Annotated in this window: 19 protein-coding genes; 9 read left to right on the top strand and 10 right to left on the bottom strand. The window is 50.8% G+C overall.

Annotation, left to right across the window (positions count from 1 at the left end):
- Window positions 1-32 precede the first annotated feature (32 nt).
- The 3 genes from FFM79_RS11595 (at window position 33) to FFM79_RS11585 (ending at window position 2,566) form a co-directional block, all read left to right on the top strand.
- Window positions 33-770 carry an SDR family oxidoreductase gene (locus FFM79_RS11595; RefSeq protein ID WP_137643645.1) on the top strand — a complete coding sequence of 246 codons (738 nt, stop codon included), beginning with the start codon at window positions 33-35 and terminating at the stop codon, window positions 768-770.
- Between the two features lie 105 nt (window positions 771-875).
- Window positions 876-1,763 (top strand): LysR family transcriptional regulator, encoded by an 888-nt coding sequence (locus FFM79_RS11590; protein WP_170177459.1) that lies wholly within the window; start codon window positions 876-878, stop codon window positions 1,761-1,763.
- A 284-nt stretch (window positions 1,764-2,047) separates the two neighbouring features.
- Window positions 2,048-2,566: a folate family ECF transporter S component gene (locus FFM79_RS11585; RefSeq protein ID WP_137643643.1), complete on the top strand. Its 519-nt coding sequence runs from the start codon at window positions 2,048-2,050 to the stop codon at window positions 2,564-2,566.
- A gap of 67 nt (window positions 2,567-2,633) precedes the next feature.
- On the opposite strand, the gene FFM79_RS11580 is transcribed toward FFM79_RS11585, so the two are convergent.
- The 8 genes from FFM79_RS11580 to FFM79_RS11545 form a co-directional block, all read right to left on the bottom strand.
- Complete coding sequence (locus FFM79_RS11580; RefSeq protein WP_137643642.1) at window positions 2,634-4,157, bottom strand: flavocytochrome c; 1,524 nt, start codon at window positions 4,155-4,157, stop codon at window positions 2,634-2,636.
- Between the two features lie 191 nt (window positions 4,158-4,348).
- Entirely contained in the window at window positions 4,349-5,878 is a 1,530-nt protein-coding gene (locus tag FFM79_RS11575; protein WP_137643641.1) for an acyl-CoA dehydrogenase family protein, read from the bottom strand.
- Window positions 5,879-6,067: 189 nt separating this feature from the next.
- Window positions 6,068-6,715 (bottom strand): TetR/AcrR family transcriptional regulator, encoded by a 648-nt coding sequence (locus tag FFM79_RS11570; protein WP_137643640.1) that lies wholly within the window; start codon window positions 6,713-6,715, stop codon window positions 6,068-6,070.
- Between the two features lie 18 nt (window positions 6,716-6,733).
- A complete protein-coding gene (locus tag FFM79_RS11565) occupies window positions 6,734-8,350 on the bottom strand; it encodes an ABC transporter permease (protein ID WP_137643639.1) in 1,617 nt (538 codons plus the stop codon).
- 5 nt (window positions 8,351-8,355) lie between these two features.
- Window positions 8,356-9,273 (bottom strand): ABC transporter ATP-binding protein, encoded by a 918-nt coding sequence (locus FFM79_RS11560; RefSeq protein WP_137643638.1) that lies wholly within the window; start codon window positions 9,271-9,273, stop codon window positions 8,356-8,358.
- A 611-nt stretch (window positions 9,274-9,884) separates the two neighbouring features.
- Window positions 9,885-10,391, bottom strand: a complete 507-nt coding sequence (locus FFM79_RS11555; protein ID WP_137643637.1) for an alcohol dehydrogenase — start codon at window positions 10,389-10,391, stop codon at window positions 9,885-9,887.
- A 408-nt stretch (window positions 10,392-10,799) separates the two neighbouring features.
- The gene (locus FFM79_RS11550; RefSeq protein ID WP_137643636.1) at window positions 10,800-11,129 is read right to left on the bottom strand and encodes a helix-turn-helix transcriptional regulator; all 330 of its coding nucleotides are present in this window, start codon (window positions 11,127-11,129) and stop codon (window positions 10,800-10,802) included.
- 127 nt (window positions 11,130-11,256) lie between these two features.
- A complete protein-coding gene (locus FFM79_RS11545) occupies window positions 11,257-11,973 on the bottom strand; it encodes a GntR family transcriptional regulator (protein WP_137643635.1) in 717 nt (238 codons plus the stop codon).
- Window positions 11,974-12,166: 193 nt separating this feature from the next.
- Between FFM79_RS11545 and FFM79_RS11540 the strand changes: the two genes are divergently transcribed.
- The 4 genes from FFM79_RS11540 to FFM79_RS11525 all read left to right on the top strand — a co-directional run bounded on the left by FFM79_RS11540 (window position 12,167) and on the right by FFM79_RS11525 (window position 15,915).
- Window positions 12,167-12,436, top strand: a complete 270-nt coding sequence (locus FFM79_RS11540; RefSeq protein ID WP_137643634.1) for a hypothetical protein — start codon at window positions 12,167-12,169, stop codon at window positions 12,434-12,436.
- A gap of 375 nt (window positions 12,437-12,811) precedes the next feature.
- Entirely contained in the window at window positions 12,812-13,372 is a 561-nt protein-coding gene (locus FFM79_RS11535) for an ECF-type riboflavin transporter substrate-binding protein (RefSeq protein ID WP_137643633.1), read from the top strand.
- 3 nt (window positions 13,373-13,375) lie between these two features.
- The gene (locus FFM79_RS11530) at window positions 13,376-15,094 is read left to right on the top strand and encodes an ABC transporter ATP-binding protein (RefSeq protein ID WP_137643632.1); all 1,719 of its coding nucleotides are present in this window, start codon (window positions 13,376-13,378) and stop codon (window positions 15,092-15,094) included.
- Window positions 15,076-15,915, top strand: a complete 840-nt coding sequence (locus tag FFM79_RS11525) for an energy-coupling factor transporter transmembrane component T family protein (protein WP_137643631.1) — start codon at window positions 15,076-15,078, stop codon at window positions 15,913-15,915. The genes FFM79_RS11530 and FFM79_RS11525 overlap by 19 nt, the downstream gene beginning before the upstream one ends.
- A 134-nt stretch (window positions 15,916-16,049) precedes the next feature.
- Here FFM79_RS11525 and FFM79_RS11520 read toward each other — a convergent pair whose 3' ends face one another.
- Window positions 16,050-17,576, bottom strand: coding sequence for a hypothetical protein (locus FFM79_RS11520; protein WP_137643630.1), 1,527 nt, complete (start codon window positions 17,574-17,576; stop codon window positions 16,050-16,052).
- A gap of 138 nt (window positions 17,577-17,714) precedes the next feature.
- Between FFM79_RS11520 and FFM79_RS11515 the strand changes: the two genes are divergently transcribed.
- Complete coding sequence (locus FFM79_RS11515) at window positions 17,715-18,068, top strand: hypothetical protein (RefSeq protein ID WP_137643629.1); 354 nt, start codon at window positions 17,715-17,717, stop codon at window positions 18,066-18,068.
- A gap of 71 nt (window positions 18,069-18,139) precedes the next feature.
- On the opposite strand, the gene FFM79_RS11510 is transcribed toward FFM79_RS11515, so the two are convergent.
- Window positions 18,140-19,834: an oleate hydratase gene (locus FFM79_RS11510; protein WP_137643628.1), complete on the bottom strand. Its 1,695-nt coding sequence runs from the start codon at window positions 19,832-19,834 to the stop codon at window positions 18,140-18,142.
- A 228-nt stretch (window positions 19,835-20,062) separates the two neighbouring features.
- On the opposite strand from FFM79_RS11510, the gene FFM79_RS11505 reads away from it, so the two are divergent.
- Entirely contained in the window at window positions 20,063-20,716 is a 654-nt protein-coding gene (locus FFM79_RS11505) for a DUF6198 family protein (RefSeq protein ID WP_137643665.1), read from the top strand.
- The last annotated feature ends 323 nt before the right edge of the window (window positions 20,717-21,039 follow it).

The following is a 21,039-nucleotide window of genomic DNA, read 5'->3' as shown; positions in this document are numbered from 1 at the left end:
ACAGTAATATTAAGTCAGTGGAGGATTATAAAATGGATTTAAGCCACAAAGTTATTGTCATTATGGGTGCCTCATCAGGAATTGGGGCCGCAACGGCACGGCGACTTGCTAAGGATAACGCTAAACTATTTTTAGCTGCGCGACGCTTAGAACGACTAGATAGCATTAAAGCAGAGTTTCCATCCGTAGCGATTGAAACTTTTAAGGCAGACGTTACTGATTTTGAACAGGTTAAGGCAGTTATTGATGCGGCCCAGAAAGCTTACGGCCGAGTCGACGTCCTTTATAACAACGCCGGGATTATGCCGACCGCTCCTTTAGTTGAAGGACGTCGGGATGAATGGCAAAATATGTTACAGATTAATATTATGGGAGTTCTAAACGGAATTGCCGCTGTTTTACCCGCAATGGCAAAGCGCCAAAGTGGTCACATTATCACGACCGATTCAGTGGCCGGTCACGTAGTGGGTCCTGATAGTGCTGTTTACAGTGGGACTAAGTATGCCGTCCGTGCGATTATGGACGGGTTACGCCAAGAGCAGGCCGAAAATAGTATTAAAACGACGATTATTTCACCAGGAAGTACTGGGACTGAATTATTCAATTCAATCAACGATGCCGATCAAAAACAATTTGCTGAAGATTTCTTCAAAAATATTAACGGCTTACAGCCAGATCAGGTGGCTTCGGCGGTTGAATATGCGATTGGTACGGCAGATAATATGTCCGTCAGTGAAGTGATTGTTCGACCAACCCGACAATCACTATAAATTTATTAGAACGTTTTAGCCACGGTGCTCAATTGTGCCGTGGCTTTTTGACGCTATGGGTATTGTATAATAAAGTGACTATTCAAGATTTAGGAGGGTGTGACGTTGGAATTACGAGTTTTAAACTATTTTGTTACGATTACGCAGGAAGGTAATATTTCAGGGGCAGCCAATGTTTTGCACGTTTCGCAATCCACGTTGTCGCGTCAAATCCAAGACCTAGAAGCAGAGTTGGATACCACGTTATTTACCCGTGGTCGCCGCGGAATCAAGTTAACCGCTGATGGCCAATTTTTATATTCACGAGCGGTTGAAATGTTACAATTGGCAGCTACTACGACGCGGACCATCAATACTAAGCAACTCGTTGCCGGTGACTTGTATATCGGTGCCGGCGAAAATTTCACCAGTGATTTAATTGCCAGAATTTTTTATCAGATAGTGACGACATATCCGACCGTAAACGTTAATCTTGTTAGTACAACTGGGGACGTTATTCGGGAAAGATTAGAGCAAGGCACCTTAGATTTTGGTATCATTTCCACGGATGAGCGGTTACCGGAGTATGCGCAATTACAATTTCCACAATCAGACGCCTGGGGGTTAGTCATGCCACGCGAACACGAATTAACGACTCATGCCGGCTTAACGCCGTCCGACTTGGTGGGACATCGCATTCTACTAGCCCGACAGGCGGATGTCCAGCGAACCCTTGAAAAGTGGGCGGGTTCGTATCGTGAGCAACTAACAATTGTTGGCTCTTACGACATGTATTACAGCATGCACGTATTAGTTCGCAATCGCGTTGGCTTAGCTTTTTCGTTTGATAAACCAGATTATCACTTGCCGGACAGTTCGCTTGTCTTTAGACCGTTGATTGGGATGCCGCGGGTTGCGTCTAAATTAATTTGGAAAAGGGAACGGCCCCACTCACGCTTAGCGGAACTTTTTCTAACTAAATTGAATAATGAGTTGAACCGACTTCGCCATTAAAAGGCCGTGATATTAGCCACAGCCCCTTGTGCGTCGCTTCATATTTAATAGCCGAAACGTGCGCCAAAAGTCAGTTAACGTATGATCAAGCAAAAAGCTAGTAAACCAGTTTTCCGTTACCGAAGGCTGGTTTTTTTATTGCGCCGCCATTACCAGCCATAGCGCTATGCTGTCCATAGCGTTTTTGGAATTTAGTTCTAGCCCATCTTTTCCCGTGTCTTGACTAGTATTATCCCACCTTTTCCATTAAAATACATACATATCATGAATGGGGGATTGATTACATGTACACTGCACCAACGCTTAAGAAAATTACCTTATTGGGGATCCTAACGGCGATGCAAATCGTTTTGGGAAGTCTGCTATCAATTCAGTTTTTAACGACGAAAATTGCCTTTGCCTTTATCATCGTCGCAATTACAGCCCGCTTATTTTCACCACTAGTAACGGCTGGCAGTACCGGCTTAGCCTACTTTTTGGGGATGGTCCTGTTTCCAAAATTCACCTTCTTCCCGGGTTTCATCCTAACGGCCTTCTTGACCGGCTTAACTTTCGGGATTGCCTTTTATCACCAGACTAGCTTGGGGCGCATTCTAATCGCTAACTTCATCGTCGTTTTCATTTGGAACTTCGTTTTAAATAGTTTATGGCTCCACATCATGTACCTCACACCGTGGGGCGCGTTACTAACGACCCGCTTCATCCAGGAAGTCGTCACCTACATTTGTTACACCAGTATTCTCGTCGTCCTCTTTAAAGTACCAATCATCAACCAACTGACGACCCGCTTCAAACTCCAATAAACGACAAAAATAGACCGCGAACGGGATTTAGCCGCTCGCGGTCTTCGTTTATTTTATGCTAATGAACTTATTTAACGTAGTTGGCAACTTGGGTCCCTGCTTGGCGCCCAAAGATGACGATTTCAGCAACGGAGTTCCCACCAATTCGGTTGTCCCCGTGCAGGCCGCCAGTCACTTCCCCAGCAGCGTACAGTCCTGGAATCGCCTGACCAGACTTCTTCAAGACTTGCGTTTGCGGGTTGATCTTCACGCCACCCATGGTGTAATGAATCCCCGGTGCAATCTTGATGGCATAGTACTTCGGCGTCTTCAACTGATTGTCCATCCCGGTTGTCCGGTCGAATTGACTATCCTTTTTGTTCTGAACGTCCGTATTCCACGTTTTGACCGTCGTGGCTAACTGGCTGCTAGAAACGTCCATCTTCTTGGCTAGGTCAGCTAAACTATCGCCGGCAATGACCATGCCCTTCTTCTGGTACTGGCTAATGGCTTTAACGCGCTCCTTAACGCCACCATCAAAGACGACGTAAGCGTACTGGCCGTCCTGTTTATTAATGGCTTCGGAAACCACGTCCCGGGTGCCCATTTCGTTCGTAAAGCGTTGACCATTCCGGTTAACTAGGATTCCGCCTTCACCCCGAACCGCTTCACCAACTAAGTACGGCGGCTTTTGATAGACGGTTGGGTGAATCTGAATCTTATCCATGTCGACCGTGTACCCACCAAGAGCGGTTACGAGTTTGATCCCGTCACCGGTACTGCCGGCTTGGTTAGTTGTCACGTACTTGGCAAGGTCGGGCCGGTACTGTTTGATCATAGCCTTACTTGCGCCGTAACCCCCGGTCGTCACGATGACGGCCTTGGAGCTAATGGTCTTGGTCTTATCCTGATTAAACTTAACCTTCACGCCGTCGACCTTGCCGTCATTTTCGTTGATCTTAGTGACGTCGGCGTTAACGTAGATTGGTATGTTATTTTTCTTAACGTTTTTCAATAAGCCGTTCACCAAGTAGCCGCCGACCGCGGAACCATCCGCTGGGCGGTGCGTCCGCTTCGCGCTCATCCCACCGGTAATCGTCAGGTTGGTCAGCTTAATTCCCATGCTATCCAGCCAATCCACGGCGCTCGCGGAATGGTCCACGAAAAACCGGAGCATTTGCTTATCGTTAGTGCCGTGCCCACCTTTGAGGGTTTCCTCGTAAAACTTATCGTTGGAGTCCTTAATTCCCGCCTTGGTCTGAACCTTGGTTTCAGAAGCGTTCATCCCCGACGAGGCCTTCAACGTATTCCCACCAGCAACCGGCATCTTTTCAAGAATAACTGGCTTTAGGCCCTTATCCTTGGCAGCTAAGGCGGCCGACATCCCGGCACCCCCAGCCCCAACAATTACCACGTCGTACTTTGATTTGAGGTCCTTCATCGACGAATACTGGGACTTAGACGCCCCCGTCGTGGCCTCCGCCTTTTTGGAACTGGTGGTCTTGGAGCTGCTACTTGCCTTTTTGCTACTACTATTCGAGCTACCACAGCCCGCTAAGCTGGCAGCAACCATGCTCAGGCTCGCCGCAATGGCGAATAACCGTGTCTTCATAATATGATCCCCCTAAATTTTTGTGATATTGTGAAGTTGTTAGTTAATCATAACATGGTTAAACCCCACTACCATAGCCCTAATCAGCGGGTTTTAGTCAGACAATCGGCTTAAATTGTCGCTTTTTTGAAAAAAGACGCACAAACGCAACCGGCAGTGGCGCTGAACCACCAAGGGGGGGCGCCGGTTGACTAATTGAGGGCGGCAATCATGCCATCTAGGAAGTCGGCAGCGCGGCCAACGAACGCTTGCTGGGCCACGGCAATCACCGGCGCTTGATCATTCGAACTAACGGCCACGACGTGCTGGGCGCCCAAAATGTTCATCAGTAGCGCGTCGTCCCCAAGTACCCCAACCGTTAGTAATACTTCGGGGTGCACGGACCGGTCCAGGACGGGGGTCAGCGGCGCTGAACTGGCTTGGGCCAGTGCCGGTGTAACCGCCACGGCCGCCCCAATCCACTTAGCTAACTGGCGCGCTTTGGCCTGATCCTGTGGATCCTGTGCTCCAGTGCCCAAAACCAGTAACCGTTTGGCCGTTATTAGGGTCCCAACTTTGACCGGAACGTCGTGCGTTAAGTGCAACTGTTTAACGACCCGGTGTAAATCGGCTACTGCCAACCTTTCGGGAGCGGTTCCGTCCGTTGGGGTTGCTGCCGGTGCCGCGGCTTGGGCGAACTGCGCCTGCGCGACCGTTTCCCGCAATTCGGTCTCCGTTCCTAATAGCCGCGGCAAGGTTGCCAAATCGCGGTACAACGTCAGTAACGGGCTCTGTTCGCTGTAAGCATACGGACCAAGAATTTCAAAAAGGGGCGCTAACGGCGCGGTGCCCACCCGGTTAGCCATTAAACCCGCTAAGTTCGCCGCCGGTTCAAAATCTTCGGCAGCGTCCGCCTGACTGGCCGCATTCAAGGCTAACAACGCCAACGATTGCGTTTGCGCCGTTAACGGTGCCAGTTCCGCCAGTGGGGGCTGTTCGCGCACGGCCATCACCCGTACGAGGTGGTCGGCGCGCTGATAAAGTCCCGCCATCAGGGCCGTCAGCAACAACCGGCCGTAAGCTTGAGCTTGCCGCATTAGCGTGATTCCCGCCCCAACGGCGCCTAGCCGGTCCGCCGACGTCACTACAACGTGGTCAAGCCGCACGTCCGCTACGGCCACCCCACGCAGTCCTAAAAGCCCTGGCGCTACGGCCGGCTGTACTCCCGCACGCTCCAGTGGAATTAAAAACGCACTCGGCTGGTCAGCCGGCGCGTGGGCGATGATTAATAACTGACCCCCAAGGTCCGCGTTGATAACGGTGGTGAACTGCCCGGTCAACTGCCAACCATCGGCCGTTTCAACTGCGGCCACCGGCTCAAGGTCCAGGACGTCACCCGCAAGGTTGGGCAACGCCGCAATTGGGTTTGCGTCTAAGGCTCGTTTTTGCACGGTAGTGCCGTATTCAGCCACTAGGTTCGCCACCTGCCAACTCGTGATCAACCGTACACCGACGCCCGCCGAATTTTCACTCACCGCCCACGCCGTTAACACTTGCCGCTGAACCCGTTCCGCTGACGGTCCCGCTTCGAATAATTTTGCCCGTTTTAAGGCTGCGATTAAATCAGCGCTCAAGTGCCCATGCGTTTCCACGTCACTTGCTAGCGCTGCTAATTCTTGCCGTTTCAATGCCCGGAGTTGCCGCCACCAGAGTGCCTGTTTTTCCGTTAAATGCAGTGTCATCTCGTTCCCCCATTTCTACACGTCTTAATACGTCTAAGTTACCATATTTTCCCGGGAACCGTCGTAAAAAAGAGTACGCCAAAAGTCGGTTAGCTGGTAAACAAAGCCCGCTGACTTTTGGCGCACGTTTCGGCTATTAAATATGAGGAGCCCCACAAAATGCCGTGACTTATGTCACAGCATCCTAAATTAAGCTTCCGGTTTGGTAAATCCGTGCTCCAAGATTCCCATGTAAACCTTGGCCCGTTCAACGAGCCACTGAACGTCGGCCATCGAATGGATATCCGCGTTCTGACGCATATGGGTTTGAAACTCCGTAAAAATTTGCGTGTAGGTACTCATGATTAGGTTGACCACTAAGTCGCGGTCTAAATCCGCCCGGAGCGGCATGCGGTCCAACACCTGTTGAATCATCGTTTGAACCGTCTGCATCGATTCGTCGTATACCCCGCGTAATTCGGCCTGCAACTCTGGTGGTAGACGGTCGATTTCACCGTACGCGGCAATCATCAGTTGCATTTCATCCGGGTGGGCTTGTCCAAACGCCGTTTTATACTTGGTTCCCTGAACCACCAACGAAACGAGGTCATCGGGAATTGCGTAGACGCGCGGATCAATCGTCGCTCTAATCTGCGCCACCGTCCACTTAACGGTCGCGAGGTACAACGCCTGCTTATTTCCATAATAATGAAAGATCAGGCCCTTTGAAACCGCGGCTTCAGCGGCGATAACGTCCGTTTTGGCCCGCTGATACCCGTGGTGGGCAAACGTGTGCAGGGCCGCTTGCATAATCCGCTGGACCTTTTCGGGATCTTGGGGAACTTTTCGACTTGGCATGCGCGTTCATCCTTTCCGCTACTGCGCCAAGTCACGGCGCCGGTAGCCAACTGCTGCTAGCATTAATATTAGCACAGTTAGCCCAAAGAACCAGACGTTAGTGGCCCAGTTCACGGCTTTAACGGGGACTTTGTCAACGAATCCGAACGGCGTTAACCGTTGCGCCCAACGGGGGAGGTCAATCAGCTTGCCAAGGTACATGCTAAAAAAGGCGTACGCTAGCCAGGCCCAGGACAGGGCGCGCCAGCGGGGAAGCCACCCGGTCAATAGGCTGGCAACCGCAATCATGACGAGCATGGCGGGCACGTAGGCCGTAAAAATGTGCCAGTAAGTTGACCAGTGTAGCGGGTCCGTCATACTCTGGACGCCAACGAGGTACATTCCCAATAATCCCGCCAGATAAACCAGACTACCAGTCAGTACCGCCCAACCGGTGTAGCTCGCCCAAACGTGCCAGCGCCCCGTCGCGGTGGCGTACAGCTGATGCAGGTAACCCTTTTGCTCATCACTAACGAGTTGCAACATAATTTGCAGCGCTGGAATCGCCGCCAGCACCACCAGGACGATGGCCAGAATCGCTAAAAAATTTTTGACGATCACGCGATTAGCGGCGGCCAGGCCGGCCGTACCCAGAACTTGTTTGATCATCGGGTTGCTTTGAGCTAGGTCCCCGATCGTGTTAAAAACGGACGCGTAGGCGCCCCCTAAAACCAAACTGGCAAGCAACCAAGCAACTAAGCTGCCCCGGTGAAGGCGGCCAACTAAACTGACGGGTCCGCGTAAGTAAACGCTGGCTCGGCGCCGCCCTAACCGGGGTGGTAACCAGCCAGCTCCGAGGTCGCGCCGGGCATTTAGCCCCAGCGCAACCCCTAAGGCCAGCAGGCCAAATAACCCGTAATTACCAACTGGAAGCCAATTTTCCGCCTGGTAAGCCCCGAGCTTTTCAACCCAACCGAACGGGATCCACCAAGTTAACTGTGGGTTCTGCAGGTCCGTCAGCATGCGTCCAATGTACATCCCACCAAGGAGCGCGTAACTCAGCATTAGACTGCCCCGCGCCGAACTAGCCAGTTGGGCACAAACTAGGCTCAGCATGCCGAACGCCCAACCCGTGCTGGCCAAACCGAGTGCTAGCACCCAGTTGCCACTGGTCGTCGCACCGGGCATGTCAATGAGTTGTAACCCGCTACCTAACAAGCCGCCAATTAAGGCGTTGAGTCCCGTGAGTAGGAGCGCCGTTGCCAGTAATGGTGCTAACCGACCGACGCCGTGCGCCCGCACTAATTCAAGTAAGCCCGCATCTTCGTCTTCTCTGGCACTTCCCACGGCGAGTTGGTAATTCATAACAATTAGAATTAGGGCCGTAAACACGGGCATCTCCATGGCGAAAGCGGCCGCCACCGTCTGCCGTACCGGGGTCGCAACCGGGCCAAAAAGTGCGACCATCGCGTCCGTTTTCAGGGTCTTGGCAATTTCAGCCAACGCCGCCGGGGTCTGATAAATTTGACTAAAGCTTGCCGCAATCACCAGCATCCCCATGACTAGTGCCACTAACCACGCCGTCAGCTTAACCCGATTTTGCCGGGCATTAACGCGCAGTAGTAAGCCCGTTCGTTGAAACCATTGCTGCTTCATCCGACTCACTTCCCTTCAACTGAACGAGTACCGTCAGCCGCGTAGTACCGCATAAATAAATCGGCTAACGTCGGGGGTGCGGTTGTCAGGCTCACTAACTGGTGCGCGCTCAAATATTGCATGACCGCCGTCAACTGGTCCGCATCAACCGCAAAACTAACGTGGTTTGCGTCTGCGTGGGCTTGAACCCCGTGGACGCCCGCCATTGCTGCTAATTCTGGTAATTGCTGGACCGTCCGCACGTCAACCGTCGTCCGCGTCAGGTGGCGCATTGCCGCTAACGTCCCGGTCTCGATAATGCGGCCATCACGAATAATCGCAATTCGATCACACATTTTTTCCACCTCGGACAAAATGTGACTCGATAGCAGGACACTCTTCCCGCGCCGCTTTAGTTGTAGTACCTCGTCTTGAAACGTTTGCTCGTTTAATGGATCCAACCCCGATGTCGGCTCATCGAAAATGTAAAAATCCGCATCGGTAGAAAACGCCGCAATTAGCGCCACCTTCTGCCGGTTCCCCTTAGAATACGTACGTGCTTTTTTCCGCGGGTCCAGTTGAAACTTTTGAATGAGCTCGTCCGTCCGAGCACTGTGAGTTTGGCCGTTCAACCGCAAAAACAGGTCAATGATCTCCCCACCGCTTAGGTTCGGCCAGAGGTACACGTCCCCGGGAACGTAGGCGATTCGGCGGTGAATCGCCACGCTGTCGCGCCAAACGTCTTGACCAAAAAGCGTTGCCGTACCGTGGCTTGCCCGGATAATTCCCAGTAGCACTCGAATCGTCGTTGACTTACCCGCCCCGTTCGGCCCAATAAAGCCAAACACTTCCCCAGGATAAATTTCAAAATCAATCTTTTTTAACGCTTGCACCGGTCCAAAATTTTTTTGAACGTTCGCAATTTTTAAAATTGGTGTCGTCATTAAAATGACCTCCTATCAGCCGTAAAGCGGGTGTGGCCACCCACCGTGCTTGAAATTAGCTTGATTATAAATCTGGTTGACTTCAAAGTCAATGACTGACGAGTCAATTCAATTGGCGACTAGTCATCACGTTAACGACGCTCCCTATTAAGGACTCTGTACCGCTTGGTGTTGAGCTTATCACCAGCCGGCTATTCCCGCTACCGGCGGCAATATTATTCCTGATACAGTGTACTTATTTCCCGGGAAATAAGCGCACAAACACGGTAATACCTACACTCTTAATATTTTATTTTTTACCGTTTGTAACATAATCTGCCAACCAAAAACGGCTCCCAACCACCTCGTTGATTACTATTACTGGTTAAAAAAGGACCCTATCCCAAACAGGATAAAGTCGCAGCGGCAGGTTGCATGATTACTCATACCACGGACTCGCAGTTCAATAAGGTCCATACCTTATAATTTAATCTTAGCAATCCCTTGTGTGTCGCCAAACGTGCATCAGCGACTTTTGGTCCACTCTAAAAAAAAGCAGTTACTAAGTCAACTGACCTAATAACTGCTGCATTTCAATCCGCACCGGGACTACCTTCAAAGTATGTATCCGCTTAGTCCACCGATTGGGCTTGATCTTTTGATTTTTGATAATCTTCTAAGATTGGCATCACGTAACGCTTTTCCGCTTGCTTACGGGCAACGATTGCGTCGTCCATATCAGCAAACTGCTGATTTAAAACGAGCCGCCCACGGTACATTAAGCGAGCAACCCACTTTTGGGAACAACGATCAAATGAAACCCCAATCACACCACTCCGGTTCCGACTGTTTGGTTTTAAGCGATCGACCGAAGTCCCTTGGTAGAGGGGTAAGTTGTCGCTTCGACCCATATTGCGCCGCGTTTTTGGATTGTTATAGATGTTTTTCCGACTGACATCGGCCCGCAAACAACCACAGCTCTTGGTAATTCCGCGCCGCAACCGGTAACTATCAACAATTACCTGACGACCACACTCACACTGGCATAACCAGCGGGCGTTACCGTTAGACGCGCTTTCCGCACGCTCGAGCACCGTCAATCGATTAAACGTCTGTCCCGTTAAATCTTTTAGTCGCATTAAACTCACCTCACCATTTTGATTCGGCCACCGGCTTCCGGTCGACCTTATAAATATAACTTAACCCGATTTTATGAAAATAGTGTGACGAATAAAAAAACATTTATTGGTTAATTCATCAATATTTTAATAATCAATCAGGATACCACACATTCCGGGCTTGTCTTTAAGATAAGAATACTACTATTTTTATTTAAAGTCATTAAATATCATTTATTTTATATTCGGAACAACGCAAATTTGCTGACCGCTTCCCGCCACTTAACTTACGAACTGGTCCGACTTAAAACGCAACAAGGGACTGTGACATTAGTCACAGCCCCTTGCTTATTTCCGAATGTTAATAGCCAAAACGTGCGCCAAAAGTCAGCCGGCTTTTGGCAACTCTCAGATAAGTTTCACAAGCTGTTAAACGCGCGCTTCCGCGCAAATTTGGCTCAATAACCGCAGGCGGTTAGCCTCCGCGGCCAGAACGGCCTGGCCGCTACCGGTAATCACGTAACTGTGTTGGTCGTGCGCATCAACGCTTTCTTTAATTAAGTAGTCCTGCGTCATGGCATGTAAGTTAGTAAATAGGGTCCCCATCCCCAATTGAAGTTGTCCGCGCGTTAGCGCGGCGATTTTTGCGGGCAGCGCCGCCCCCAAGATTGGTTCTTGCACACTAACCAGCGTTAAAAATTCAGCCTCAGTTAGTGGTTCATATTTACTAATTAGGCGTTCATAAAAATCGGTCGCCATACCCGGTGCCCCCTTTTTGCGCATAATAAAAGCGCTTTCTTCTAGCGCTTTTATTATCGCGTGGCCCCCGCAGAAAAGCAACTATTCGCAAAGCCCCGCCTTAGATTGTTAAGCAACCGGTCGTTTATTAGTGGACTTGAACATCCGCCACGACCCGGCTAGTTTGGTACGGAAAGTGCGATTCCGACACTTCAAAGGGTTGCCCGTCGTCCATATAACTAATTTGATTAATCACTAAAATCGGTTCGTCCAGGGTCGCCCCCATGGCTTCCACGTCATCCTGCGTGGCGCGCGCTGCCGAGATAATCCGGTGTGAGCCCGCAATGCGTTTGCCGCTTTCTTTTTCCAGGTAGCCGTAAACCGACCCGCCCAATACTTTGCGCGTTAACATGACAATGTTAGTCGGCATGATCGTGTGCTCGTAAGCCCAGACCTTGCCTTCAACGTAACGAACCCGCCGAATCACATAAACGGGATCCATTTCGTCAATCAATAACTTTTCAGCTTCCCACTTCGTTGGGAGGCGCGCCTGTAATTCTAAGACCTTACTGGTGACCTTTTTACCACGGTTTGTCTGGGTCGTTCCCAGTGGTTTATCGATCAACGTTTCTTGATGGTGCTCGCGAATCCGGAAATCTTTCCGGACAAACGTCCCGGCACCCCGCTTTGAATACACTAAACCTTCGATAATTAGCAGTTGAATTGCCTTGTGAATCGTAATCCGAGTGGTATCAAACGCGGCTGCCAGCTTATTTTGATCGGGCATCAGTTCGCCGGGTTCGTACTTACCCGAACGAATCGATTGACGTAAGCTATCCGCAATTGTTTCATATTTATAAGCCAAAACTAGTCACATTCTTTCTAATTGAACTCTATGTCCCCTAGTTTACGCCTTTTAAACCCTAAATGAAATTATTTGTATATACTTTTATATTATTTTGATAATTTTTATTTTAAAGCAGATTAATTCAGTTCCCGGTGCTCCCCCAGTATACTGGTATTAAAGAAGTAACGACCACTTAGGAAGGTGACTTAGAATGGAAGTACACTCACTCAATTTGGACCAAGACGCAGTTATTTACTCGGCCGCAATCAAGGCCCTCGCAGATTTTCAGCCCGAAGTTAACGTTGATTTCTCAAAACTCTCTAATCAAGAAGAAGCCCGCATTCTTGCCAAGGAAACGACGGCCCAATTCACCCCTATTTTCGAAAAGTTACTGGAACAAGGTTACGCTAAGGCCATCTCAAAGGGGCAGCTCGCTGAATGGGGCGCCTACTACTTAGCTCACAAAGTTCATGGTAAATAAAATCCGGCCGTTTCCGATGTAACCGCGTTCATTTGTTCGGTTTTACTTGAACCCCTCCCTAAATCAGCGTATGCTGTAATAAGTTAAATTCAGATTAAAAAAAGCTGTGACGAGATGAGTAGGTCGAGTGTTCGCCTAAAGAGAACCGTGGGTGCTGAAACACGGTGTCGAACCCGATTGAAGATGGTCTCGAAGAAGCGGTTGACGGGGAAGATTCGTCATCGGAGCGATCCGTTATCATCATGATAAGCCCTATTGGGGAAATCTAGGTGGTAACACGCAAACGCGTCCTTGAAAGTCTAAACTTTCGGGCGCGTTTTTTCGTGCCTTTTATTAATCCGAATTTTAACCCACCATTTAATAAGGGAGTGTTCCATTATGCAAAAGCAATCATCATCAATTCGGACCGTGGTCGCCACCGGGATTGGCGCCGCCGTCATTTTTGTTCTTATGAAGTTCGTCGCCATTCCAACCGGGGTGCCGAACACGCAGGTCAACGTTGCCATGGGCTTTCTTGCCCTACTCGGTGCCATTTTTGGACCGGTCGCTGCCGGCTTAGCGGTTTTCATCGGCCACGCCCTAAACGACTTCGTCACGTACGGGTCGCCGTGGTGGACCTGGGTAATCGTGGACGGCCTGATTGGCTTTGCCTTTGGCCTAGCGCACAAACGGCTCAACATTCAAAACGGGAAACTCGGGACTGCCAAATTGGTCTGGTTTAACATCTACCAAATCGTGGTTAATTTTATCGGCTGGGTGCTTTTAGCACCGACTGGTGATATTATTATTTATCATGAACCGGCCAACAAAGTCTTTATCCAAGGGATCGTTACTTGGATTACCGATTCAATCTCAGTTGCCATTATTGGGACGATTCTGCTCGTCTTGTACGCCCGCACGCGGACCAAGGGTGGGAGCTTAACAAAGGAACGTTAACCTATGAGCGCACCGATTATTAGTTTCAAAGATTTTTCTTTTCAATACCATAGTCAATCTGAACCAACTTTGCGGCACATTAACCTGGATATTTATCCGGGGGAAAAGGTGCTGATTGCCGGGCCTTCTGGCTGCGGTAAATCAACGCTGGGCCGCTGTTTAAACGGTTTAATTCCGCAGTCTTTTCCGGGCAAACTGACGGGCAGTGTGACCGTCGCGGGTACGGAAATGCGCGCCAGCTCGATTTTTGACCGCTCGCTCGCGGTCGGAACCGTGTTGCAAGATCCGGATAGCCAGTTTGTAGGCTTGACCGTGGCGGAAGACGTGGCGTTTTCGTTAGAAAATGACCAGCAACCGCAAGCCGCAATGAAGGCGGCCACTGCCAAGTGGGCACGGACCTTAGATTTAACCGAGTTACTGAGCCACCGCCCCCAAGAACTGTCGGGTGGGCAGAAGCAACGAGTCGCCATGGCGGGCGTGTTGATCGATAACAGTAAGATTTTATTATTCGACGAACCGCTGGCAAGCCTTGACCCGGCGTCCGGGAAAGCTTCAATGGCGCTGGTCGAACAATTGACGCGCAGTGACAACTTAACCGTTATTATTATTGAACATCGCATTGAAGACGTGCTGCAACAACCAATTGACCGGCTCGTGGTCATGCAAGACGGTCAAATCGTCGCTAACGACCGCCCCGAAACCATTTTACGCCAGTCGTTACTCGCTCAACTCGGTTTACGGGAGCCACTCTATTTGTCGGCTCTAAAGTTTGCGGGCGTGCCTCTCGATAGCTGTCGGCACTTAGACCGGTTACCAGAATTAACAGTGCCCAACCTCACGGCACAGCTGCAACGCTGGACAAACGGCGTCCAACTCAAGCAGCCGGTCCGTCACGACGAAGCATTGCTGACGATTGAGCACCTCCAATTTGGGTACGACCCCGATCGGCCAATTATTAACGACCTTTCCGTGACGCTCAACCGCGGGGAAATGATTAGCTTAGTTGGGCAAAACGGGACTGGTAAGTCAACACTTAACAACCTGATTACCGGCTTTTTGACCCCGCAAGCGGGAACGATGCGGTTTAACGGTCACCCGTTAGCTGGCCAATCCGTCAAGGAACGCGCTGATCAAATTGGGTACATCTTACAAGACCCCAACCAAATGTTATCGAAAACCATGATTTTTGACGAAGTCGCGGCGGGCCTCGTCCTGCGGGGCGTTGACGAAGTGACGATCGAGCAACGGGTTAACCGGGTACTAAAGGTCTGCGGTTTATACGAATTTCGGCACTGGCCCACGGCGGCCCTTAGTTTTGGGCAAAAAAAGCGGGTCACCATCGCGGCGATTTTAGTTATGCAGCCCGCCATGCTGATTCTTGACGAACCGACCGCCGGCCAAGATTTAAAGCACTACACTGAAATGATGCGCTTTTTGACCCAGTTAAACCGCGAACAGCAGATCACCATCATGTTGATCACGCACGACATGCACCTGATGCTGGAATACACCGACCGCACCATCGTTCTCGGTAACGGCGGTATCTTAATGGACGCGGCCCCGGCCGACGTGTTAACTAACGCCACCATCATCGAGCAGGCGTCACTAGCCAAAACCAGCCTGTACCAATTGGCGGAGGCGCACCACATTGACCCAACCGAATTCGTCGCTAAATTCGTTCAAACTGACCGGGAGGCGCGCAAATGCAACACCAACTCTTAATTGGCTACGACGACCGCCACACCTTTTTGAACCGCCTAAGTGGGAGCACGAAACTACTTTGCTTCGTGGGTTTGTCGATCATCGGGATGATGACCTACGACACCCGCTACCTGCTTGCGATCATGGCGTTATCGCTCGTTGTTTTTCGCTTTTCTAAAATTAAGTACCGCGACGTGTCGTTCGTTTTAAGCGTCATTGTCGGTTTTTCCGTTTTAAACCTGGTGATGGTTTACGTTTTCGCACCGCACTACGGCGTCTCCATTTACGGCACCGAGCACTTACTGCTGGGAACTAGCGATCACTATTTTAATTTGACGGTCGAACAACTCTTTTACGAGTTCAACCTGCTATTAAAATATACGTTTGCCGTGCCGCTCGCGTTGATTTTTCTAATGACGACCAACCCGAGTGAGTTTGCCGCCAGTTTAAACAAAATTGGCATTTCCTACCGCATCAGCTACTCGGTCGCCATTGCGCTTCGTTACATTCCGGACGTTCAGGCGGACTACCGGACAATTAGTTTAGCGCAACAGGCCCGCGGGTTTGAAATGTCGAAAAAAGCGCACTTGCTGACCCGGGTTCGGGGTGGCCTCCAGATTTTACTCCCCCTGATTTTTTCGAGCCTCGACCGGATTGAAACCATCAGTCAGGCGATGGAGCTGCGCCGCTTTGGCAAGGGGAAGAAACGCAGTTGGTACATGGCCCAGCGGTTCAAGCGTAACGACTACTTGGCACTAGCCATCGTTGCCGTCCTGATTTTAATTGGCATTGCTCTTTTCAAGGTCAACGGGGGCCGCTTTTGGAATCCATTTAAGGCTTAACGACTGATAGTCCCATCATTATATTTTTAACTGACCACCTCTAATGCAAAAAAATCCCATCAACCGTTGTCATCACGGTGATGGGATTTTTGCGTAACTGGGTGATGCAAAGACCAATGTTTCACGTGAAACAATTAAACTTTTTTAGCCGTTAACAAGGTTTGAACCCGTTGCAGGGCCGCCTGATGGTCACCCGCATACTGCTGGGAAACATAGTAATGGGCAACCGTTTCTTGTAGTGTCGCTTGTTGCGCTGCGGGTAGCTGGTAGTAACTAATCAACTGATTCTGAACCGTTGCCAGCGAAACGGTAGGCCGCACCGCCCGCTCACAAAACGTTTGGAGTTCTGCCGCCGTAATCGTCGTTCGGGGAATTGGCGTTAACGTTGCGTGGGTCGTCAACCGGTGGCCGATGGCGCGCTGAACGGCCGGACTCGCCTGAGTCGCTAACCAGTTTTGAATGGCTGCGGGCGTTGTTTGTTGCGCCAGCTGGTGAAACCACGTCAGTGAAAGCGTCTGACCCCAACGCGTGGTCAATAACCGTTGCCAGTCATGTTGCTGAGCCGCTGGCGACGGGTAGTCCCAGCCCCAGCAACTATTAAACAGGTCGTCGTAAAAACGAGTCGTTTCCCGCGCGTCCAATTGCCGGGTCACCTGGTCTAAATCTTGCACCAGGTCTTTCGCTAACATGCCCGACCGGCGGCCCTTTAGCTGCCCAGTCTGCCGGTACTCGTTGACTAGTTGGCTAAACTGATAAGCGTTGAGCAACGGCCGGGACGTTGTCGGGGCACTCAGTTGGCCAAACCGGCGCTTGGCAACCGCTAAGTCCGGTCGAAGCACAATGATGGCGGCCAAGTCCGCCAGGTAGCGTCGGTAGGCCGCACTATGGCGCAGGCGCTCCCGGGCGGTTTGGACCGATTGCTGCCGTTGCTGCTGTTGGGCGTGCTGCGCTTGCTCGACTTGCTGTTCAGCCAGTTTACGCGCACTGGCGATTGCGGTTTGCTCGGTTTCAACCAGTTGCTGGTAGGTACGTTGGGCGGGGGCCAGCTGTTTTAAAGGTACGGTCGGCGTCCGGTGCCGTAAGTAAGTCGTCACCGTCGCGGTCGTTTCGCGCCGCAGGGTCCGAGCTTGCGGTCGGTGGGTTGCTGGTAATTCAGGCAACCACGGTTCGGCGAACATGATCGCCGGCACGCTGGGGAGCTGGGTCGTTAAAGTCTGGTATTGCTGGACGGCATAAAAGTTATCTTCGGTCGTAATCACCATCAGGTAGCGGGTTTCCGCGTTCATAAACTTTTTCACGCACTCGGAACCCACGATCAGTTCGCGCTGGTTGGCCTTACTGACAACGTGGTATTCGTACCGTACCGGCTGATGGCAAAGCTCGCAACGGTGCCACTGCCGCCGGGCGCTACTTGGATTGATCACGTACGGCAGGCTTGCGAGTAACTGCCATTCATGGCTGCAAGCGCGCAACCAGGCGGCGTGCTGCTTCACAATCAAATTGCGGACCGTGGCCTTTAAAAACGGGCTATCAGCCTTAACGGTCACGTGTTGGTGTAATAGGGAACTAATTTCGTGTAAACTACTATGCCGGCGCGCCCGTTCACTTAGTAAAAAGAACCGGTTTTCCGCGGGCGTAATCAGCGTGGTTGCTGCGGGCATCGGCCACCCTCCTCTCAAAAATTGCTCTTCTAGCATAGCATATGACTGTTAATTATGATAACTGAATACCAATCGTTTCTAGTTGTCTGGCTGGACGCAACGGGCTTAAACTAGCATGCAGTTAAGGGGGCTGATTCGTTGAAAAAAATTCGCTTAACCGCACCCGCTAGTCGAAAGTCGTGGCGGTTCTGGCGTAGCTCGTCAGCACCGGTCACGATCACCGTTGCCCACGCGGCCACCCAACTGTATCAGGTAAACCGGCTGGTGCCGTTACGGGCGCAACCGACCCTGATTAACCGCGGTCAGCGGCTGCACCAAATCAGCTTTACCGCTGACCACGCCGCACTCGTCCGCGCCCAGTCCCAACCGTTAGCAGCGACCACTACTTGCGTCGCGACCATGCGGTTGACGTTGATTAACGGTCACCAAACCGTTCAGTACACGCAATTGACCACCCCACGGGGCCAATTAGTCGGTTGGCAACGTGGTTAACGGCCGACAAAAGGCGCCGGGAAAATTCCCGGCGCCTTTTCGCGTTGACGTGCTAGTTTAGCCCGCCCCAACTAATCAAACATTTTTTTCGTGGCTTTTAAGAGGGTCTTCGGATCCTTATCATAACGCGGTGTCTTGACCAAGTTTTCCATTGGCACGCCCGCAAAGTGGTAAGCCGCCATTTCACCCGAGCGAACCGCACTCTGTTCCGTAAAGACCATCTGATACGGCTGCTCCGCAAACTCACCGGTAAAGGCCAAGTTCGTCGCGTGCTTTGGCAAGACTTCCGGCCGGTCCGCCTTCGCCCGGTTATTAAAGAGCGCCGACGCGTACGGCATGTAAACCGGAATGCAGTTAACGATGCTTGCCAAGATTTCTTTTTCTTTATCCTTGATATTCCCAGGACCTGGATCAACTTTTGAAAGTTGACCAATCAATTCTTGGGCCATTTCTTTCCCGGTCATTTGAATGTACGGTTTGTGGACAAATTCCCCTTGGCGGCGCGGATACAAGAAGTAGCCCCACAGCACAGTTTCATTCGGCTTCTGGGTCGTAAAGTGCGGCTGGTGGTGCACCACGATCGACATATTAACGTCCTTTTGATTCAACGGCGTAATTGGCGTCGTTGACAAGAACGAATTTAACGCGTTCCCCGGCTCCTGCGTCGTGATTCGAACGATCTCGTTTAGGAAGAGGTGGTTCTTGGTCGTCAGCGTAAAGCTGGACCACTCGCTGGCGTTGCGGTCGTTAAAGAACTTATCCGGTGAACCCAGGTTGTAAAACCGCTCCGTCGCCTTCTTCCACAGCGCAGCACTGATTCCGTAATCCATATTTTCCGGGGCCGGCGTATCGTAATCCCCCATCGTGGCCGAGTCCGTAATTGAGCCGTTCGTAAAGATGACCGCGGTATCGTCGTCAACCTCAACGTCGTAAGTTGACTGGGACTGTCCGTCCTGAACGACCAGTCCGGTGACCGTAATTTCATCCTGCATCGCCGTGTCCTTGAATTGCCAGTCAGTCACAATTTGGTTGTCCTTGAAAATGACCCCCTGACCTTCCAAATACTTAATCAACGGTAACATAATACTTTCAAACTGGTTGTAACGGGTGCGGTTAACGCCAACCAGGTGTTCAATTTGTGTAAATTCATAAATCATTTCGTGCATGTAGCGCCGTAATTCCATTGCGGAACTCTGGGTTCGAAACGCAAAGGTCGTTTCCCACATGTACCAGAAATTGGTCCGGAACATGTGCGGATCATCCTTAAAGTAGTCGGCGATCGACACGTTATCCAGCTGGGTCTCATCCTTATCCGGCATCAGTACGAGCTTACTCAACAGGGCCCGGTCCTTATTATTCAGGCCGAGTTTGCCGGCGTTAATAATGCCCTTGCCCGCTTGCATCAGCCGCGCCACGTCGTAAGTCCGGTGCTTGGCATCGAAGTCACGGGTATCTTCGGCGGCGGTCATCCCGGGTTCCGTAATCGACGGAATCCGGTCTAACAAGTCCATCAGGTCGACGTAGGTCCGGTAGTTGAGCATCCGGCCACCCCGCGCGACGTACCCAGTCGTATTGGCTAACGGGTGCGCCCGGTTCCAGTATTCATCCGTAAAATCGGTCGTAGCCCCACCATCGTTGGCACCGTGGCGGTCAACCCCGTAAAAGGTAATATTTTTGCCATCCCAATGGCCATCTTGAATCAGATAAACGGCGGCCGCCATGTTGGCTAGGCCGGCCCCAATCATAATCGCTTTCGTTTTAATCATAAGAACGCCTCCATAATTTTAAAGAAATTACTGTTAACGCTTACAACCACATTATACAACTTAGATACCACTTGTCTAGTTTGAATTGAATTTACTAAATTTCTAATGTGCGACTAGTTACTTAAGTTGGTTTTAATTGTCATAACTAACCATTCGGCGTTATGATAAATTCCAGCAATAATTATAGGAGGCGCCGCTTTGTCAACATCATCTACCACTGGTAATTCAATGCCCGTCCGCTTAGTCGCCTTAGTTTGTAGCCTCGTTTTAAACGCCTGCGGGAACGCACTCTGCGTTTCTTCGAACGTTGGGAGCGGTTTTTGGACCGCAGCAGCCGTTAACTTGCACGCCGCCTTTGGGTTTGACGTCGGCGTGATGCTTTTCTGTATTGGGCTCACGAACGCTCTGACCAACCAAGTCCTGATTCGCCGAATTGACATTCCCCGTTTCGTTGGTGAAATCGGGTTCGTCCTTTGCTTTAGTTACTTCGTTGACCTCTTTACGACCATCTTTACCGCCATTGGCATGCCTAGTTGGCCGTGGCTGGTGCGAATGTTCATTTCACTGCTCGGAGTGACCACGTTCTGCATTGCCATTTCGCTGTATCAGCGCGCCAACATTTTGATGCACCCAAACGACGATACGACCAACATCTTACGGTTTATGTATTTAAAGGGCAACGCGACCGCGGCCCAGTTAATTGACTTCGTCCCACCCATTTTGATTATGGTGGTCACGTTCTTCTTCACGCACCAGGTTCAGGCCGTTAACGTGGGGACGATCTATTCGTTCTTTATGAATGGCATTCTGATTGCGACCGCCGACCGGTTAATTTTCCCAAAACTAGTACACAACTTTAAAGTTGATCCAACCGAAAACTAATAATTTGATAAAAAAGTTCCCAAGCGCAAGCCCGGGGACTTTTTTGGTTCTGTACCAATTGGTGTCGGAATTGCCGCCAGCAGCGGGTGTCACCGGTTAAAAAAGGACCTCATCCCAAACAGGATAAGGTCGCAGTGGTGGCTTGCATGCATAAGACGGTCCAATAAGGTCCATACCTTATAATATAATTTTAGTAGTCTCACATTGATATTTCCAATTTCAATCATTGGGAGACCTGTTTAGTTTACACTCATTTAGCCGTGAGGGCGGTCCTAAAGTGGCTCAGTGGTGTCGTTTGCGTTAGTCGGGGTTGTTTCCCGACT

The organism is Lactiplantibacillus modestisalitolerans, assembly GCF_005405425.1.
GTDB lineage: Bacteria > Bacillota > Bacilli > Lactobacillales > Lactobacillaceae > Lactiplantibacillus > Lactiplantibacillus modestisalitolerans.
Note: the sequence above shows the minus strand (reverse complement) of the source record. Positions and strands in the feature narration are given on the sequence as shown.

What these genes read in the sequence shown, in the direction of transcription:
- FFM79_RS11575 (WP_137643641.1), bottom strand. Translation starts at nt 5,878, where the DNA reads ATGACACTGCATTTAACGGAAAAACAGGCACTCTGGTGGCGGCAACTC.
- FFM79_RS11580 (WP_137643642.1), bottom strand. Translation starts at nt 4,157, where the DNA reads ATGAAGACACGGTTATTCGCCATTGCGGCGAGCCTGAGCATGGTTGCT.
- FFM79_RS11585 (WP_137643643.1), top strand. Translation starts at nt 2,048, where the DNA reads ATGTACACTGCACCAACGCTTAAGAAAATTACCTTATTGGGGATCCTA.
- FFM79_RS11540 (WP_137643634.1), top strand. Translation starts at nt 12,167, where the DNA reads ATGGAAGTACACTCACTCAATTTGGACCAAGACGCAGTTATTTACTCG.
- FFM79_RS11510 (WP_137643628.1), bottom strand. Translation starts at nt 19,834, where the DNA reads ATGATTAAAACGAAAGCGATTATGATTGGGGCCGGCCTAGCCAACATG.
- FFM79_RS11550 (WP_137643636.1), bottom strand. Translation starts at nt 11,129, where the DNA reads ATGGCGACCGATTTTTATGAACGCCTAATTAGTAAATATGAACCACTA.
- FFM79_RS11595 (WP_137643645.1), top strand. Translation starts at nt 33, where the DNA reads ATGGATTTAAGCCACAAAGTTATTGTCATTATGGGTGCCTCATCAGGA.
- FFM79_RS11520 (WP_137643630.1), bottom strand. Translation starts at nt 17,576, where the DNA reads ATGCCCGCAGCAACCACGCTGATTACGCCCGCGGAAAACCGGTTCTTT.
- FFM79_RS11570 (WP_137643640.1), bottom strand. Translation starts at nt 6,715, where the DNA reads ATGCCAAGTCGAAAAGTTCCCCAAGATCCCGAAAAGGTCCAGCGGATT.
- FFM79_RS11505 (WP_137643665.1), top strand. Translation starts at nt 20,063, where the DNA reads ATGCCCGTCCGCTTAGTCGCCTTAGTTTGTAGCCTCGTTTTAAACGCC.
- FFM79_RS11530 (WP_137643632.1), top strand. Translation starts at nt 13,376, where the DNA reads ATGAGCGCACCGATTATTAGTTTCAAAGATTTTTCTTTTCAATACCAT.
- FFM79_RS11560 (WP_137643638.1), bottom strand. Translation starts at nt 9,273, where the DNA reads ATGACGACACCAATTTTAAAAATTGCGAACGTTCAAAAAAATTTTGGA.
- FFM79_RS11525 (WP_137643631.1), top strand. Translation starts at nt 15,076, where the DNA reads ATGCAACACCAACTCTTAATTGGCTACGACGACCGCCACACCTTTTTG.
- FFM79_RS11565 (WP_137643639.1), bottom strand. Translation starts at nt 8,350, where the DNA reads ATGAAGCAGCAATGGTTTCAACGAACGGGCTTACTACTGCGCGTTAAT.
- FFM79_RS11555 (WP_137643637.1), bottom strand. Translation starts at nt 10,391, where the DNA reads ATGCGACTAAAAGATTTAACGGGACAGACGTTTAATCGATTGACGGTG.